The sequence below is a fragment of the Sulfurospirillum barnesii SES-3 genome (assembly GCF_000265295.1).
Classification (GTDB): domain Bacteria; phylum Campylobacterota; class Campylobacteria; order Campylobacterales; family Sulfurospirillaceae; genus Sulfurospirillum; species Sulfurospirillum barnesii.
In genome coordinates this window covers 1,429,138-1,445,282 of sequence record NC_018002.1, presented here as the reverse complement: position 1 = coordinate 1,445,282, position 16,145 = coordinate 1,429,138, and the positions used below count along the sequence as shown (strand labels likewise).

General features: G+C 39.0%; 14 protein-coding genes. 2 read left to right on the top strand and 12 right to left on the bottom strand.

Annotation, left to right across the window (positions count from 1 at the left end; translation table 11 throughout):
* Window positions 1-10 precede the first annotated feature (10 nt).
* The 10 genes from SULBA_RS07285 to SULBA_RS07240 form a co-directional block, all read right to left on the bottom strand.
* Window positions 11-2,461 carry a two-partner secretion domain-containing protein gene (locus SULBA_RS07285; protein ID WP_014769638.1) on the bottom strand — a complete coding sequence of 817 codons (2,451 nt, stop codon included), beginning with the start codon at window positions 2,459-2,461 and terminating at the stop codon, window positions 11-13.
* 92 nt (window positions 2,462-2,553) lie between these two features.
* Entirely contained in the window at window positions 2,554-4,440 is a 1,887-nt protein-coding gene (locus SULBA_RS07280) for a transporter substrate-binding domain-containing protein (protein WP_014769637.1), read from the bottom strand.
* Complete coding sequence (locus SULBA_RS12760) at window positions 4,437-5,090, bottom strand: response regulator (protein ID WP_014769636.1); 654 nt, start codon at window positions 5,088-5,090, stop codon at window positions 4,437-4,439. Before SULBA_RS12760 ends, SULBA_RS07280 begins: the two co-directional genes overlap by 4 nt.
* A gap of 108 nt (window positions 5,091-5,198) precedes the next feature.
* A complete protein-coding gene (gene htpG / locus SULBA_RS07270) occupies window positions 5,199-7,070 on the bottom strand; it encodes a molecular chaperone HtpG (RefSeq protein ID WP_014769635.1) in 1,872 nt (623 codons plus the stop codon).
* A gap of 134 nt (window positions 7,071-7,204) precedes the next feature.
* On the bottom strand, window positions 7,205-7,891 hold the full coding sequence (locus SULBA_RS07265) for a lysophospholipid acyltransferase family protein (protein ID WP_041671825.1): 687 nt from the start codon (window positions 7,889-7,891) through the stop codon (window positions 7,205-7,207).
* On the bottom strand, window positions 7,869-8,960 hold the full coding sequence (locus tag SULBA_RS07260) for a hypothetical protein (protein WP_156790524.1): 1,092 nt from the start codon (window positions 8,958-8,960) through the stop codon (window positions 7,869-7,871). The genes SULBA_RS07265 and SULBA_RS07260 overlap by 23 nt, the downstream gene beginning before the upstream one ends.
* 4 nt (window positions 8,961-8,964) lie before the next feature.
* Complete coding sequence (purQ, locus tag SULBA_RS07255; RefSeq protein WP_014769632.1) at window positions 8,965-9,636, bottom strand: phosphoribosylformylglycinamidine synthase subunit PurQ; 672 nt, start codon at window positions 9,634-9,636, stop codon at window positions 8,965-8,967.
* On the bottom strand, window positions 9,630-9,875 hold the full coding sequence (purS, locus tag SULBA_RS07250; protein ID WP_014769631.1) for a phosphoribosylformylglycinamidine synthase subunit PurS: 246 nt from the start codon (window positions 9,873-9,875) through the stop codon (window positions 9,630-9,632). The genes purQ and purS overlap by 7 nt, the downstream gene beginning before the upstream one ends.
* 21 nt (window positions 9,876-9,896) lie before the next feature.
* Complete coding sequence (purC, locus tag SULBA_RS07245; RefSeq protein ID WP_014769630.1) at window positions 9,897-10,610, bottom strand: phosphoribosylaminoimidazolesuccinocarboxamide synthase; 714 nt, start codon at window positions 10,608-10,610, stop codon at window positions 9,897-9,899.
* 13 nt (window positions 10,611-10,623) lie between these two features.
* Window positions 10,624-11,943, bottom strand: coding sequence for a S41 family peptidase (locus SULBA_RS07240; RefSeq protein ID WP_014769629.1), 1,320 nt, complete (start codon window positions 11,941-11,943; stop codon window positions 10,624-10,626).
* Between the two features lie 207 nt (window positions 11,944-12,150).
* Between SULBA_RS07240 and SULBA_RS07235 the strand changes: the two genes are divergently transcribed.
* A complete protein-coding gene (locus SULBA_RS07235; protein WP_014769628.1) occupies window positions 12,151-14,724 on the top strand; it encodes an ATP-dependent Clp protease ATP-binding subunit in 2,574 nt (857 codons plus the stop codon).
* 44 nt (window positions 14,725-14,768) lie between these two features.
* Here the strand turns inward: SULBA_RS07235 and SULBA_RS07230 are convergent, their stop codons facing one another.
* Window positions 14,769-15,191: a hypothetical protein gene (locus SULBA_RS07230; RefSeq protein WP_014769627.1), complete on the bottom strand. Its 423-nt coding sequence runs from the start codon at window positions 15,189-15,191 to the stop codon at window positions 14,769-14,771.
* A gap of 62 nt (window positions 15,192-15,253) precedes the next feature.
* Between SULBA_RS07230 and SULBA_RS07225 the strand changes: the two genes are divergently transcribed.
* Complete coding sequence (locus SULBA_RS07225; RefSeq protein ID WP_014769626.1) at window positions 15,254-15,682, top strand: hypothetical protein; 429 nt, start codon at window positions 15,254-15,256, stop codon at window positions 15,680-15,682.
* Window positions 15,683-15,689: 7 nt separating this feature from the next.
* Here SULBA_RS07225 and SULBA_RS13035 read toward each other — a convergent pair whose 3' ends face one another.
* Entirely contained in the window at window positions 15,690-16,040 is a 351-nt protein-coding gene (locus tag SULBA_RS13035) for a hypothetical protein (RefSeq protein WP_014769625.1), read from the bottom strand.
* Window positions 16,041-16,145 lie beyond the last annotated feature (105 nt).

Genomic DNA, 16,145 nt, shown 5'->3' with positions numbered 1-16,145 from the left:
TCCCTTTTCCTTATCGTTGTGCCATGAAATATTGTTGCTCTACACCTGCTGGTAAATTCACACCACCGTTAACCAACTGGATTTGTGAGTTTTGCCCTAGTGGAACTCTCAAGTCTCCAACATCTGCTCCTTGCATCATTGCTCTAGCTTCTGGTGTTCCTACGAGTTGAGATGGAACATCACCACTGGGGACGGAGGCTAGTTGTAACATCACCCCTCCTGCATTAAGGGGTTGTGGTGCTTGAGTGGGAGGCGTAAAATTTGGAAGTACAGGTGGTGTTATGGCTGTACCATTGACAATCGCTGTTACATTGGGGGTTTGCGTTTGATTGTTTGGTGTGGGTGTACTTTTCGTACCAATCACCCACACATTTCCACTGCTTGCCATTCTAAGGGTTGGATAGTTTTTTGCAAGGGTTGTGTCTTCTAAAATGCTCCAACCAGCATACGTCGATGAGTTCATCATCTCTTCAGTGGTTTTGCCCACACCTCGTGCTGAATTTGTTTTTCCAGAGGTTTGGGTGTCCCAGTAGCTGTTAGTGACAGCGCCTCCGCTAGAAAACGCACCCACAAGTCCACCGGCAAGAGTTGTCCCCGTTACAAGTCCTGTGGCGTAGCTATTTGTGATTGGTGATGACTGGTAAAGTATGCCCACAAGTCCACCGACAGAAGCTACTCCCTGTACACTTCCTGTGGCGTAACTATTTGCGATCGATGATGTGGAGTAAGCACCTCCCACAAGCCCACCGACTTCATTGCCACTACCTATTACACCCACCGTAGCGTAACTATTTGTGATAGTGGAACCACTAATCGTTCCCACAAGCCCACCGACCATATTACCTTTTCCCGTTACACTGCCAGTAGCATACGCATTGGTGATGGTTCCATAATTGAAGAGTCCCGCCAATCCACCGGTTCCATCCTTGCCTGTTATATTGGCATTGACAATGCCAATATTGCGGATTGTAGCACCATTTGTGAAACCAAATAATCCAACATAACTTGTCGTTGGACGGTCGATAAATAAACCTGTGATGGTATGCCCTAAGCCATCAAAGGTTCCTTTAAATTGATTTGTTAGAGTTCCAATCGGCGAAAACCCTAAACCACTGTCCCATGAGGAAGTCGCTGAAGCATCAATGTTGCCACCTAGCGCATACTTTCCGTTCAGCGCTTGATTCAGCCATTGGAGTTGGTAAACATTGTAGATGGAGACCAAGCCACTGGTGTCGAAGATGACTTTATCGGTGGTATTAGCGGCATGGAAGTAAACACCGCCGTTGGTGGTATTGGTGTTTTTGATGGTGGCATTGACGTAAATCTCATCGCCTGCGGTGAGAGTCAGTTTTTTAGCCGTTGCCCATGTAATATTTTCATTGACGGTGATGTCATACGTTGCTTGAAGTTCAATGTCAGCTGAGCTGAGTGCATTTTGGATAGCAGTTGCACTCACACTTTCTCCTGTTAAACTTGCTCCACCTGTATTTTCAATGGTCATGTTATCTGGGTCAAGGAGCCATTTTTTGGTTTTAATGATGGTGCTATCTTCTACATGTAACGATTTTCCTGAAGTCTCGATAAACCCACCCTCCGCTTCAAGTGTGCCGTTTACATGTAACGCTCCACCATGGGCAAAAAGGATAATCTCACCTGTAATATCATCAAGGGAGTTGGCTTCAATGATGCCTGTGTTATTGACCACACCTTTAAGTAATTCATTCACCGCATTGGTGGTTAAGTAAACATTTCCACCATCAGCATAGATAGCCCCTTTGTTTTCCACTAACGCATCTAAAACACCTTTATCGACTTTGAGAGAGACCAAAGAGTTGCCATTGAGATTTATCGTTGCTTCACGTGCACCTGTTAAAGTTACCGTTCCATGAATGGCTTTTATGGTTCCTTCGTTTTGAACGCTATGGGCTAGAAGTGAAGCGTAACCGCCATCACTGATAGTGATTTCCCCTAAGTTTATGACTGAAGCGCTAGAGTCACCTTTAAAGCTATACGCTCCTTTTTGAAAATCCTCATCGCTTAGGTTCATCGTAGTCGCTAGAAGTCCTGCGGTATTGACTTTGGCACTGGAATTAAAGAGTACGCCATTGGAGTTTAGTATCCATACTTGACCATTAGCGTTTAACGCTCCATCAATGATGGATTTTTCATTGCCTATAACACGATTGAGCGTTATGGCTGAAACATTGGGTTGATTGAAATTTACGGTTTCTGTGGCACCAATGGAGAAGTTTTGCCAGTTGATGGAGGCTTTTTGAGAGCTTTGGTTGATAGTAGTCACGGCTCCGCTTTGCGCAATACTCGCACTGCCACTGGTGACCACGCCACCGCTAGGGGCTGCGTGAAGCAAACTCACACTGGTGAGTAAAGCAGATACCACCAAGGATATTTTTCCGCCTTTGAGGATTCTAAAGCGTGAACTAAAATCGGGGGAATGTTTCATCGTCAATTCCTTGTCATAATTTCTTGTTATTACTATAACAAATAAGCGTTTGAAGGGCGTTTGATGAAACTGATATTTTTCTTAAATAATGTTTACATGTAAGGGATTTTTAGAGCCATAGATGTTCCGTTATTATTAAAAAAACGTACATCGGTTTTAAATTTACTTTTGATGAGTGTTGTGATGATGTCCAGTCCAATGCCAGAATTTGGTGCTTCTTCTTTTTTGAAACCTATGCCATTATCGGAAACTAAAACGGCAATAAAACCGTCTTCTTTTTCAATGGTCACAGTAATTTTCGGTGAGCGTATGCCTTTAAAGGCGTATTTGATGGAGTTACTTACAAATTCATTGATGATGATGCCAAGGGTAATGGAGTATTGTGCGCTTAGGTACAGTTCAGGAGAGTATACCTCTTTTTGAATGTCTAACACTGAACTTGCAAGTAGGTTATTCAACAAAGCGGTGACATACTGTTTTATCTCCAATGTTTTTCGTGTTGCGTTTTGATGGAGTTTGTCATGCGCTAAAGAGATGGCGGCGATGGTGTTATGAATGTCTTCAAGTGAGCGTGATGTATCCTCTTGTAACGAGTGCAATGAGATGATGCTGGAGATGACTTGAAGGTTATTTTTAACCCTGTGGTCTAACTCTTGATACAACAACTCTTTTTCTCGCTCCATTGCTTTACGTGCCGTTGTTTCCCTGCTAATGCCATGGTAGCCAATAACCGTGTGATTTTTATCGTAGACTGCTTTTGAAACCACTTCTCCCCAGATAAACGAGCCATCTTTGCACTTATGTTGCACTTCAAATATAGAGTAAACATCGTTTATGGCTTCTTCTTTGCTCTCTTTTCTCTGTTTGATGCGCTCCATCACGATGGCAATGCCCTCATCGGTAAACATCTCAAATACATGATGACCCACTAATTCATCAGGACGAAACCCTAACTTATCTTCCACGCTAGGGCTGATGTAGGTTAAAATATGCTGGCTATTGGCTTTCCAAATCACATCGGTGACATCTTCGGTGAGCTCACGATAGAGCTCTTCACTTGTTTTAAGTTTTTGTTCCGCACTTTTTCGCTGGTTAATCTCTTGGCGCAATCGATAAATCCAGTAACCTATCACGGTAAATATAAGCGCAATGAAGAGGCTGTATGTGATGAGCGTTTCACGATTTATCCCATAATCAAGACTCAGCCAGTAATGAAACATGGCATCAAATTCCTCTTTGGGAATGGTCGCCATCGCTTGGCTGAAAATAGGCGCTAACGCTTCATTGCCCTTGGTAAAAGCAAATGCTTGATGACTGATGTATTCTGTTTGTCCTGAAAAACGTAATGAACTTAAATGGTTTTTTTTAATCACATAATCCACAAGATTGGCATCACCCACATAGGCATCGGCTTCTCCATTTTGTACCATTTTTAACGCTTCTTTGGTGGAAGGTGCTAAGAGAAGCAGAATTTGGGGGTATTTTTTTTTGATAAACTCCGCCATAAAATACTCTTTTTCAACAACGACTCTTTTGGTGTTGAGTTGTTTTAAACTCCCTATAAACGCACCTTTTCCATTATCGACAATAATCGTAGGTGAGCTATGATAAGGCTCACTAAAGCTCAGATATGTGGAGCGCTCTGGCGTTTTGACAATGCTCGTTAGCATGTCCAACTCACCCTTTTTGGCAAGAAGAAGCAACTCCTCCCATGATTTGTTTTTGACGATCTCAAAGCGCACACCCAGTATTTGTTCAAGTTCATGCAGATAATCAACCACAATGCCTATGAAATTGCCCTGTTCATCGACCCACTCATACGGTGCATAATCAGGGTCCATCCCAACGATGATACGAGGATGCTCAAGAAGCCATTGCTTTTGTTCTTGCGTAAGGTGGAGTTGTGCTGATTTTTCGGCGATGGAAGTTGTGGCAAACCCATAAACCACAATGAAAAAAATAAAAAGAAGCGCTCTCATGCTATCTTATCCACTTTGCATCCTAGTCCGCTGGAATACTCAAAGATGGTATCGTGTAATTTTTTTCGCAAACGATGAATCAAGCCTCTTCGTGTTGAGTCACTCACGTGTTCTTCTCCCCAAATAGCATACTCAACGTTCGCCATCGAGACAAAAAATCCTTTGCTAAGATAACAGATGTGAAAAAGGTCGGATTCTTGTTTCGTTAAAATAATCTGCGCATTTTTATAAAAAAGAGCACGGGTTTCTTTGTTGTAGTAAAAATCGGGATTGATGTTTTTATTTTTAATTTTTGAGGAAACAAGTTTTAAGGCAGCATTGAGGTCAATTTCTTTAAAAGGCTTTGTAATATACGCAGCAGGGTTGGTACTCAATGCTTTTTCAATCATCGCATCATCGCCATAGGAGGTTAGGTATATGACGCAAAAATCATTCATTTTTTTTAACTGCTTTACAATGTCAATGCCTGATTCGTCATTTTCAAGTTTAATGTCACTAAGGACAATATGGGGTTTAGTGGTATGAAAAAGTGTGTGTGCTTCTTCCCAATTACTAGCATGTCCTGTGACTTCAAAGCCTTTTTTTTCTAAAAGCTTTTCAAGGTTTAGGGCGATAAGAGGTTCATCTTCAATAATCATTACTTTTAGCATGTAAGCCTTTTTACATGTAATGCAACTATGATTGTATCCATTAAACATCACCCCAGAGTTGATTTACTCTTACATGTAAGGAAAAATCCTTACATGTAAAACTATTTTTTAAAGCGCTTTAGCGATAAAACGGTTCAAGCGTTTAGCAAACGCTGCGGTATCTTCGATTTTCATGCCTTCTTGAAGTTTTGCTTGATCAAGAAGCAAGAAAGCGATGTCATTTAGCTCTAAAAGGTCGCTTTTTGCACCGAGTTTTTTGAAAATTTCATGCTCAGGGTTGATTTCTAAGATAGGTTTAACGGTTGGGAGATTGTCTTGTCCCATCTGCTTGAGCATCTGTTGCATTTGGAAATCTGGGTCGTTTTTATCGTAGACCAAGCATGATGGAGAGTCGCTCAAACGACTAGAGATTTTGACATCTTTCGCATCATCTTTGAGGATTTCTTTCATTTTGACCAAAATCTCTTTGTAGGTTTTTTCATCCTCTTCCACTTTGGCTTTATCTTCTTTGATTTCTTCATCAATGTCAGAATTGTTTACAGGTTTGATCGGCGTTTTGTCGTATTCACCGACCATTGGGAAGACGATGGCATCGACTTCTTCATCAAGGAGCAAGACTTCGATGTCTTTGGCTTTAAATTGCTCGATAAGTGGCGAGTTGCGTAGTAACTTTTCGTTTTCGCCCGTGATGTAGTAGATGCTTTTTTGCTCTTCTTTCATCGCCTCTTTGTACTCTTTTAGGCTCACTAAACCTTCACGTTTTGACGATTTGAACAGTACAAGCTCTAGTAGCGCTTCTTTATTGTCCCAATCGTTATACAAACCTTCTTTAATAACACGTCCGAAGTTTTTGTAGAACTCAAGGTATTTTTCAGCATCTTTTTCTTTGAGCGATTTAAGCTCGCTCAAGATTTTTTTAACAGACGCTTTTTTGATGGTTTCTAGGACTCTGTTTTGTTGTAAAATCTCACGGCTGACGTTGAGTGGTAGGTCTTCCGCATCGATGATACCTTTGACAAAACGAAGATACGTTGGCAAAAGTTCTTTCTCATCATCGGTAATAAAGACACGTTTAACGTAAAGCTTGACCCCTGGTTTATAGTCCATTCTAAACAAGTCCATTGGAGGCGTTGAGGGAATGTAGAAGAGAGTGGTGTACTCAAATGTACCCTCAGCTTTGGTGTGGCTCCAAAGGAGTGGATCGGTGCTATCGTGAGAGATTTGTTGGTAAAAGTCTTTGTACTCTTCAGGCTTGATTTGACTTTTGGCTACTGTCCAAAGTGCACTCGCTTTGTTGATCTGCTCATTTTTGATTTCAGTGCTTTTTTCTTTGCCTTCATCGTCGTACTCTTTGACTTCTTTGTCCATAAAAATAGGGAATTGAATGTGGTTTGAGTATTTTTTGATGACGTTTTGAATGCGGTAAAACTCTAAAAATTCGTCCTCATCGTCTTTGAGATAGAGCGTAATAGAGGTACCGTGGTTCTCTTTGGACACTTCAGAGATGTCATACTCCGCACCTGCGGTTGAGCTCCACATATACGCTTTTTCTTCGCCCGCTTTACGGCTTACCACTTCAATTTTGTTGGCAACCATAAATGCCGAGTAAAAACCAACACCAAATTGACCAATCAAGCTAGAATCTTTCTTTTTATCGCCACTGAGGTTTTGTAAGAATGATTTTGTACCACTTTTAGCAATGGTTCCAAGATTCTCAACCAAATCTTCTTCGTTCATACCAATGCCACTGTCACTCAGTGTGAGTGTTTTAGCTTCTTTGTTGATGGCGATGTCGATACGAGGCACATAGGAGAGTGCTTTGTATTTTTCATCGGTGAGTGTGAGGTAGTTTAACTTATCGAGGGCATCGGAAGCATTGGAAACAAGTTCACGTAAAAAGATCTCTTTGTTCGAGTAAAGTGAGTGAATCATCAGGTCTAAAAGCTGAGTGACTTCGGTTTGAAATTGATGTTTTGACATTTTATATTTCCTTTAGTAATTGGATTTTTTCAAATGCTTTACATGTAAAGAAGAAAGCACTTTGAAAAATCCAAGAAAGTGGCGCTATTGTATCAAAAAGAGCCAAGAAAAAAAGCCACTTTTGTAGCAGTTAATTAAGAAGAAGTGTGCTCTTGCAAGGTTTTGCTCATTGCATCATGCATTTTTTCATACCACTGTTCATCTTCGTGGGGATTGATGGGGTCTAAAAAGATAACATGCACATCGCCACCATTGGCTAAAAGATTTTGTGAATCCAGAACATTGCGTGTACCAACAATCACAGCAGGTTGCACAATAAGATTTAGTTTTTCCGCTACAATTTTTGCACCACTTTGAAATTTAAGAAGTGTATTGCCACGTCCACGAGTTCCTTCTGGAAACATAGCAAGCACACGTCCTTCATGAAGCCTTTCTTGACCTACTTTGATGAGTTTAACAATAGAACGCTTATCGTTTCTATCAATAGCAATCATCTTTGGTGCTTTTAAAATATGCCCAAAAAGAGGAATATCACCAATCTCTTTTTTAGCAACCCAACACAAATCTTTGGGATGAATTGCTTCAAGAGTGACAATGTCGAGTAAACTTTGATGATTCATCACCAGAAGCGTTGTTTTCTCGCAAAGTTCGCCTTTAGTGTGAATCTTAAAACCAATGAGGTAGGTTTGTAGCTTTGCCCAAAAACGACGAACGGGTCGTGTGTTTTTGGAAAAAATATACATGAAAACAACGGTGATTAAAACAGTAATACTAAATTCAATAGCAACAAAAATAGCTCTAATTCTTGCTAATATTTTCATACTCTGTCCATCCAATTTTTCCATCAGGAAGTAAAATCTTAATATAATTTTCTCTTTCACCCAATTTTTCAACATTTAAAACGGTGTCATTGGTATAAAAAATAGTTGATCGCTCTATAGGAAGAATTTTGATATTACTTCCTGTTTTAAGTTTGACGTGATTTAATGGGTTTTGATCAAGAAAATAGAGGATTAAAAAGAAAAGTGATGCTACCAAATAGTACCATTTACGGTATTTTAGCAAGATAACAAAAAACAAGAACGAGAAAAAAGCATAAGAGACACGTTTGTAAAACTCAAAAATACTCTCTTTAGGATTCAGCCCTAATTGAGTACTGACCTCTTCATCTTCTATGGTAATGGGCAGTGAAATTTTAGTAAATTTGTTACTGGTTAAATCAAAATAGGTAAATTCGAAGTTTTTTTGATAATTAGGCAAAATAGCATAGTAGTAGATTCTTTGAGTGCTACCATTATCAAGAAATGAATCAATCCCATTTTTTGCAATGGATGTAAGTTTAAAATCTTTTAAATTGGAGCCCGTTGCTTCGATTTCTAGTACACTCATAATGTTTTTTGCATCAAAGGTGGTTGTTTTGTATTTATTCACACTCAGTGATTGGGCAATGACATTGCTAAACAGAGGGTCTTTTTTAAGTTGAATAATACTGGGTGTTTGAGGAGCGAGAAAAGCACTTTCTGTTACTTCTTTGTTTTGTACGAGTGAAACACTTAGACGAGGAAGTGTTGCTTGTGTCTGATTGACACTGAGGTAAAAAGTAGCGTAATAGGTATTATTCGTGGAAGCTTCCCATGATGCTTCAGGATTTAGGATCTCCACACCATTTAAAGGGGATAAAAAAAGGGTTTGTAATTCTACATTTGAACTTTGTGCCACAATCGCTTTAATCTTTATAGGAAAGACTTGCCCCACATAGATTTTTTGTGGGACAGCTTCAACAGAGAGGAAAAGAGATTTTGAGTAACCCGTATAAGCACTCTCTTCTGCAAACAGAGGTGAATAAAAGAGTACTAAAGAGAGTAGAAGGAATTTTAAAAGTTTTTTCATATGTTTATTGAATGAACCCTTGCAACATTTTAACCCCATCATCAGAGCCTAAAATGCTCTCAATAGCCCGTTCAGGGTGAGGCATAAGACCAAAAACATTTTTGCTTTTGTTGCAAATTCCTGCGATGGCATCGATGGAACCGTTAGGGTTTTGCACATTGCCATTTTCATCACAATAAGTAAGAAGGACTTGCTTATTGGCATACAGTTCTTTAAGTCCTGCATCATCAATATAAAAGCTTCCCTCACCATGAGCAATTGGAATATTTAACACATCTCCAATGGCACATTTTTGTAAAAAAAGATTATCATTGGCAACGACTTTTAGAGGGTGAAATTTAGAAATAAAATGCACACTCTCATTGCGTTTCATAGCCCCTGGAAGCAATCCTGCTTCAACCAGCATTTGAAAACCATTACAAATACCCAATACTTTCCCACCCTGATTGGCAAACTCAATGACAGCTTTCATAATCGGTGAAAATTTTGCAATAGCCGCACTTCGTAAGTAATCGCCATAGCTAAAACCACCAGGAAGGACGACTAAATCGGTTCCCTCTGGTAATTTTTCTTCTTTATGAAAGACAAGGACAACCTCTTGTCCTAGTTTTTCAAAGGCGTATTTGGTGTCGATTTCACAGTTGGTGCCTGGAAATACAGCAACGGCTACTAGCATGTTGGAAACTCGATGGTGTAATCTTCAATCACAGTATTGGCCAAAAGTTCATCGCACATGATTGTTACTCTCTCGTGCGCTTTTGCTTTATCGCTTTCAGCAATGTCCAAAATAATTTGCTTTCCAATACGCACGTCATTCACTTCGTTAAATTTTAAAGACGAGAGTGCATGATGAACAGCCTTTCCTTGGGGATCTAAAACGCCATTTTTGAGTTGAATGTTGACAATAACTTTCATTGTTAATCTTTTCCTTTGATTTTAGTGAGATAGAATACGTTTTAAGACTTCTTCATAAGCAACTTTTACATCGCCTAAGCCTTGTCTAAATCTATCTTTATCCAGTTTTTCATTGGTATCCATATCCCAAAAACGACAGCTATCAGGACTGATTTCATCGGAGAGAAGGATGTTACCTTCTTTATCGACACCAAATTCCACTTTAAAATCAACAAGTTTGAGTTTGCGTTCTGCAAAAAAGCTTTTCATAATAACGTTAATCTCACGACCAAGGCGTTTAAGCTCTTCAAGGTCAGACTCGCTTTTCACAAGATTCAACAACAAGCAGTGTTCATCATTAATGATAGGATCACCCAGTGCATCATCTTTATAGTAAAACTCAACCAAGGTAAAAGGAAGCACCGTACCATCTTTAATACCAAGACGTTTGGCAAGTGAACCCGTTGCGATATTGCGAACAACCACTTCAATAGGAATAATCTTTACTTTTTTAATCAGTTGCTCTGTATCATTAAGCGTTTTAACTAAGTGCGTTTGGATGCCGTGTTTTTCCAAAAGGTGAAACAATTGGGTGCTGATTTTACAATTCAGTGCGCCTTTTCCTGCTTCATTGCCTTTTTTTTCGGCATTAAATGCTGTCAAATCATCTTTAAACACTGAAATTAAAAGATTTTCATCGTCTGTCAAAAACAGTTTTTTACCTTTGCCCTCGTATAGCAATGCCCCTTTATTCATCTTTACCCCTTTGTTATTTTTTGATTGAAAGTACTTTGATAGCATCAATAGCACTTTTTAATTGTAAATCTTTAAATAAATTCTCTTGCGTAATTACTTCTTTGTCTGCTTTTTGTGTCTCTTTTGTTTTTGTTTTTGCTTTTTTATCTGTTTGGTTTGTGTCTACTTTTTGCAATTCACTCTCTAAATGTTTTTTAAGATCTTTTTCTTTGAGAGATTGTTCATTGTTTTTATGGGGAACTTCTCCTGGATACACAAGAATATCAGGAGTGACACCCTCTGCTTGAATCGTACGTCCACTTGGCAGATAATAGCGAGCAATGGTTAAACGAATCGCCTCATTATCAACGACGGGAAGAACCGCTTGTACGCTTCCTTTTCCAAAGGTTTTTTCACCAATGACGATAGCACGTTTATGATCTTGCAAGGCACCGCTTACAATTTCGCTGGCACTAGCACTTCCACCGTTCACTAAAACCACCAAAGGTGTTTTGCTTAATGTGCCTGCTTTGCTAGCACGGTACTCTTCATTTTCTGATTCTAAACGACCTTTTTGTGAGACGATAATCCCATCTTCAACGAAAATATCTACCAACCCAACCGCTTGATTGAGAAGTCCTCCAGGATTGTTTCTCAGGTCCAAAATAATACCTTGAACTTTCTTGTTTTTATTAATGGCTTCTTGTACATCCCCTACAATGTTTTTATCAAAGTTAACCACACGTACGTAGAGTATATTTTCATTTTCAATTGTTTTGGCATACACAGATTCTATTTTAATAATATCCCGTACAATAGGCACAACAATTGGCTTGTTCTCGCCTTCTCTTACAATAGTAAGTTCAATAGGCGTTCCAGGTTTTCCACGCATGATGTTAACGGCTTCATCAATCGTCATGTTTAGGGTAGATTGTTTATTGATTTTTAAAATAATATCACCTGCCTTGATACCCGCTTTATCCGCAGGCGTTCCTTCCATAGGAGCAATGATAGTAAGCGCACCATCTTTTTGACTGATTGTAATTCCAAGCCCACCAAATTCACCATCGGTTTGAATCTTAAGGTCTTTAAAATGTTTTTCATCCAAATAAGAGGAGTGGGCGTCAAGGTTGTTTAAGAGACCCTCGATGGATTTTTTTACAATTTCATCAATTTTGATGTCATCAACATAGTATTTTTCAATGGTCGCTAAAACACGTGTGAATTTAGCCAATGATGCAAGTCTACTTTTTTCACCCTCCGCATTATCTGCAAAAAGCGAGGAAGAGAAGAGTGTGGTAATACCGATAAAAGTGGCAACAAAGCCAACCGTAGCAAAAGGTAAATGTTTCATAATGTGTGTATGCTCCTAGCATGAGATGCTTGCTTTACTAAAAGCAGAGATTATAGTGAAATTTCCCTAAAATTTCTATGAAAGAGAGAGTTATTGATACGTACATAAAGATGAAAGTAATCTCATTAGTGCTTCATTGTGACTAAATAATCTTGACATCAAGGCACTCAAAGTTGTAAAATAATAGAAAAATACAAAGGAGATTTTATGAACTCACTTTTTGAACAGCTGACAAACCAAATGCGTGAAGCCATTGAGAGCGCTATAAGCCTTGCTTTACACTCCAAAAATAATGAAGCTGGTCCTTTACATGTAACATGGGGACTCATCACTAATTCTGCTTCTATTCTCAATCAAGTCTTTAATAAAATGAATATTGACAAAAGTGCTATAGAGTTAGAAGTAAAAAGTGAAGTACAAAAACTACCAACCGTCTCGCATGTGAGCAAAGAAAATATTGTTATTTCACGACATCTTGTGGAGAGTTTGCAAAAAGCAGAAGGGCTGATGAAACAAAAAGGAGACAGTTATCTCTCTGTGGATACATGGTTGCTTGCCAATATTGATAGTGATCCATTGAAAAAGATTTTGGGTAAATACCTTGATCTATTGCAGTTTAAGAAAAACCTTGAAGCCCTTCGTGGGGGTAAAAAAATCGACAAACAAAGTGCCGATGAAACTCTTGAATCGCTTGAAAAATACGGTATTAATTTGACCAAATTAGCCAGTGAGGGAAAATTGGATCCTGTGATTGGACGGGATGAAGAGATTGGTCGAATGATGCAAATCTTAATTCGTAAAAGTAAAAATAATCCTATCTTGATTGGTGAGCCAGGAACGGGTAAAACGGCCATTGCGGAGGGATTAGCCCTTAGAATTGCACACAATGATGTGCCCTTAAGCCTTCAAAACAAAAGTGTGGTCGCCCTCGATATGAGTGCCTTGATTGCAGGGGCAAAGTATCGTGGTGAGTTTGAAGACAGACTCAAAGCGGTCATTGATGAAGTGAAAAAAAGTGGCAATATTATTTTATTTATCGATGAAATTCATACCATTGTGGGTGCAGGTGCGAGTGAGGGAAGTATGGATGCGGCCAATATTTTAAAGCCAGCTTTAGCCCGTGGTGAACTCCATACCATTGGTGCTACGACACTCAAAGAGTACCGCAAATATTTTGAAAAAGATGCCGCACTGCAACGACGTTTTCAGCCTGTCACGGTGAATGAACCAAGTATTAATGAGGCATTACAGATTTTGCGGGGTATTAAAGAGAGCCTTGAGGCGCATCATCATGTAACCATCATGGATTCAGCATTGATTGCAGCAGCAAAATTAAGTGCTCGATATATCAGTGATCGTTTTCTGCCCGATAAAGCGATTGATTTAATTGATGAGGCATCAGCAGAGCTTAAGATGCAAATTGAGAGTGAACCTACAGAGCTAAGTCGTATTAAAAGGGTTATTGGTACGTTGATGGTAGAAAAAGAGGCTCTTTTAATGGAAAAAAATAAAAAGAACGATGAACGCTTACAGTCCATTGAAAAAGAGCTCAGTGATGCCAAAGAGAAACGCAATAGCCTTGAAATTCAATTTGAGACTGAAAAGAGTGTTTTTAATGACATTGCCTCACTTAAAACAGACGCAGAAGCTTTGCGACGAGAAGCAGAAACGGCTAAGAAAAACAGTGATTTTAACAAGGCTGCAGAAATAGAGTATGGAAAATTACCAGACCTTCTTAAACAAGAAGAAGAACTAAAGGTTAAGTGGGAAAAAATGGTAGAAAGTGGCACACTCTTAAAAAACAGTGTTGATGAAGAGATGATCGCCACCATTGTCAGCAAATGGACAGGGATTCCTGTCACTAAAATGCTTCAAAGTGAGAAAGCAAAAGTATTACATGTAGAAGAGTATCTTAAAAAAGAAGTGGTTGGACAAGATGAAGCTATTAAAGCGATTGGTCGAGCGATCAAGCGTAACAAAGCAGGTCTTAGTGAGCAAAGTAAGCCTATTGGTAGTTTCCTTTTCTTAGGTCCTACAGGGGTGGGTAAAACCCAAAGTGCTAAGGCGTTAGCTAACTTTTTGTTTGATACCACTAAGGCATTGATTCGTTTTGATATGAGCGAATACATGGAAAAACACTCTGTTAGTCGTTTGGTTGGGGCACCTCCAGGGTATGTGGGGTATGATGAGGGCGGACAACTCACAGAAGCGGTACGTAGAAAACCCTACAGTGTTGTCCTGTTTGATGAGATTGAAAAAGCGCATCCTGATGTTTTTAATATTTTGCTTCAAGTGCTTGATGAAGGGCGATTAACGGATAATAAAGGTGTTACGGTTGATTTTAAAAACACGATTATTATTCTAACGTCCAATATTGCCAGCGATAAAATCATGGCGTATGAGGGTGAAAAACGCACCGAAGAGGTGATGAAAGAGTTGCGCACACATTTTAAACCCGAATTTTTGAACCGACTGGATGACATCATTATTTTCAATCCTTTGAGCGAAGATGGTTTACGTGAAATTGTAAGCATTATGTTTAAAGATATTGAGACCAAGCTCTCAGCCAAAGAGATAAAAGCGGAGCTTACACTTCGTGCAAAAGCCTTAATTGCTGAAGCGGGATTTGATCCTGTGTATGGGGCAAGACCCCTTAAACGCGCACTCTATGAGCTTGTTGAGGACAGATTAGCAGAGCTTATTTTGGAAGAGAAATTGCATGAGGGCGAAAGCATCGTCATTGATGCAAATGAAGGTGAAATTGTTATCCATCAACATTAAAAGTCTAAATACTTCTTACATGTAAAGCTTTTACATGTAAGAAGTTAGGGACAATCTTTGTGTTGAACGGAGAATTTAAAAAGTTCCGCATCATGCAAATCATAAAAAACGTAGACAAAAATAGCACCTTTTGAAAGAAGCATTTTTGTTTCAGGGTCACTGCATAAGTAACTTTTGTTGTTCTCAAAAGTAGTTTTTATAAGGGTTCCTTTGTCTGCTTTGAGAATTATTTTGACGTGTTCATTCTCTGAATTGATACGATTGCGATACTCGATGGCATTTTGAACACACACAATATCCACCAATGTCGTATAATCATCTAACATCATGGGTAGGTACTCTTTTGTTCCATCTTTAATAATAGAGAGGATTTTGGGTATATCTTCCTCTTTGATTTCATCCAAATCATTTGGGTTATCGGCTAAAAGTGTTGTAATAAGTGCTAAAATGGTCAAAAATTTTTTCATAACCTTCCTTTTGTGGAATTTTACAATAATTTTATTAATTTTTAACAGGAGCAATCGACAAAATGGCTTATTTTGATTGGTTCATGGCACACAATAGAAAGCATCAAGACATTGTGAAAAAATTGATAGCACAAGGCTACTCAAAAGAGATGATTATTGACTATTTTGTTTTTGAAAATATGCTTGCAAAAGAGCCTCTTTTTTGTCCCTTGTATGCACGCAAGGAAAAGTGTCATCAACTGAGCTATTTAAATTGTTATTTTTGTGCATGCCCGTATTTTCGTTTTAATGATTTAGGGCTTCGAAAAGAAGGTGATATTTTGGTGAAAAGTGCCTGTGCCATTCCGTCAAAAAAGAGTGCTTATTATGTGCACAATGCCATTTCACATTTGGATTGTTCGGCATGTTCTGTTCCGCACACAAGGGCTTTTATTAGAAAACATTTTCATTTAGAGTGGAAAGAGGTTATGAAGAAGTGTTTACCCTCGTAAGAGGATACTATTTTTTAAAAAGATCAATCAAGGTCTCTTGTGTTGGTGATGAAGCAGGGGACATGCGTAGAAAATCTTCTTTTTCTTTGTGGCAAGCTTTACACGCTTTAAGTGCTTGATGGGCTTCTATATCTTTTTGAGCATAGAGTTTATCCCGTGAGTGACACTCAAAACAATCTTGTCCACACATCCCATTTTTTGAGGGTGTATTATGACAGGATGTACACTCTTTTAAAATACGGTGATCTTTATCTTCACTGTAAGGCTCTAATTTTGGATGACACTCCAAGCAACTACCACCGCATGCAAAAAGAAGTGTTCCTAGCCCCATCAATAAAATCAATACGATTTTTTGCATACACACAGCATTTCCCTTTGGGTTAAATTAGACGAAAATCAAAGGGATTATTCTAGTGATAGATGAATTACAGCAACCTTAATGTCAAAAAGCCTTGAGTGTACA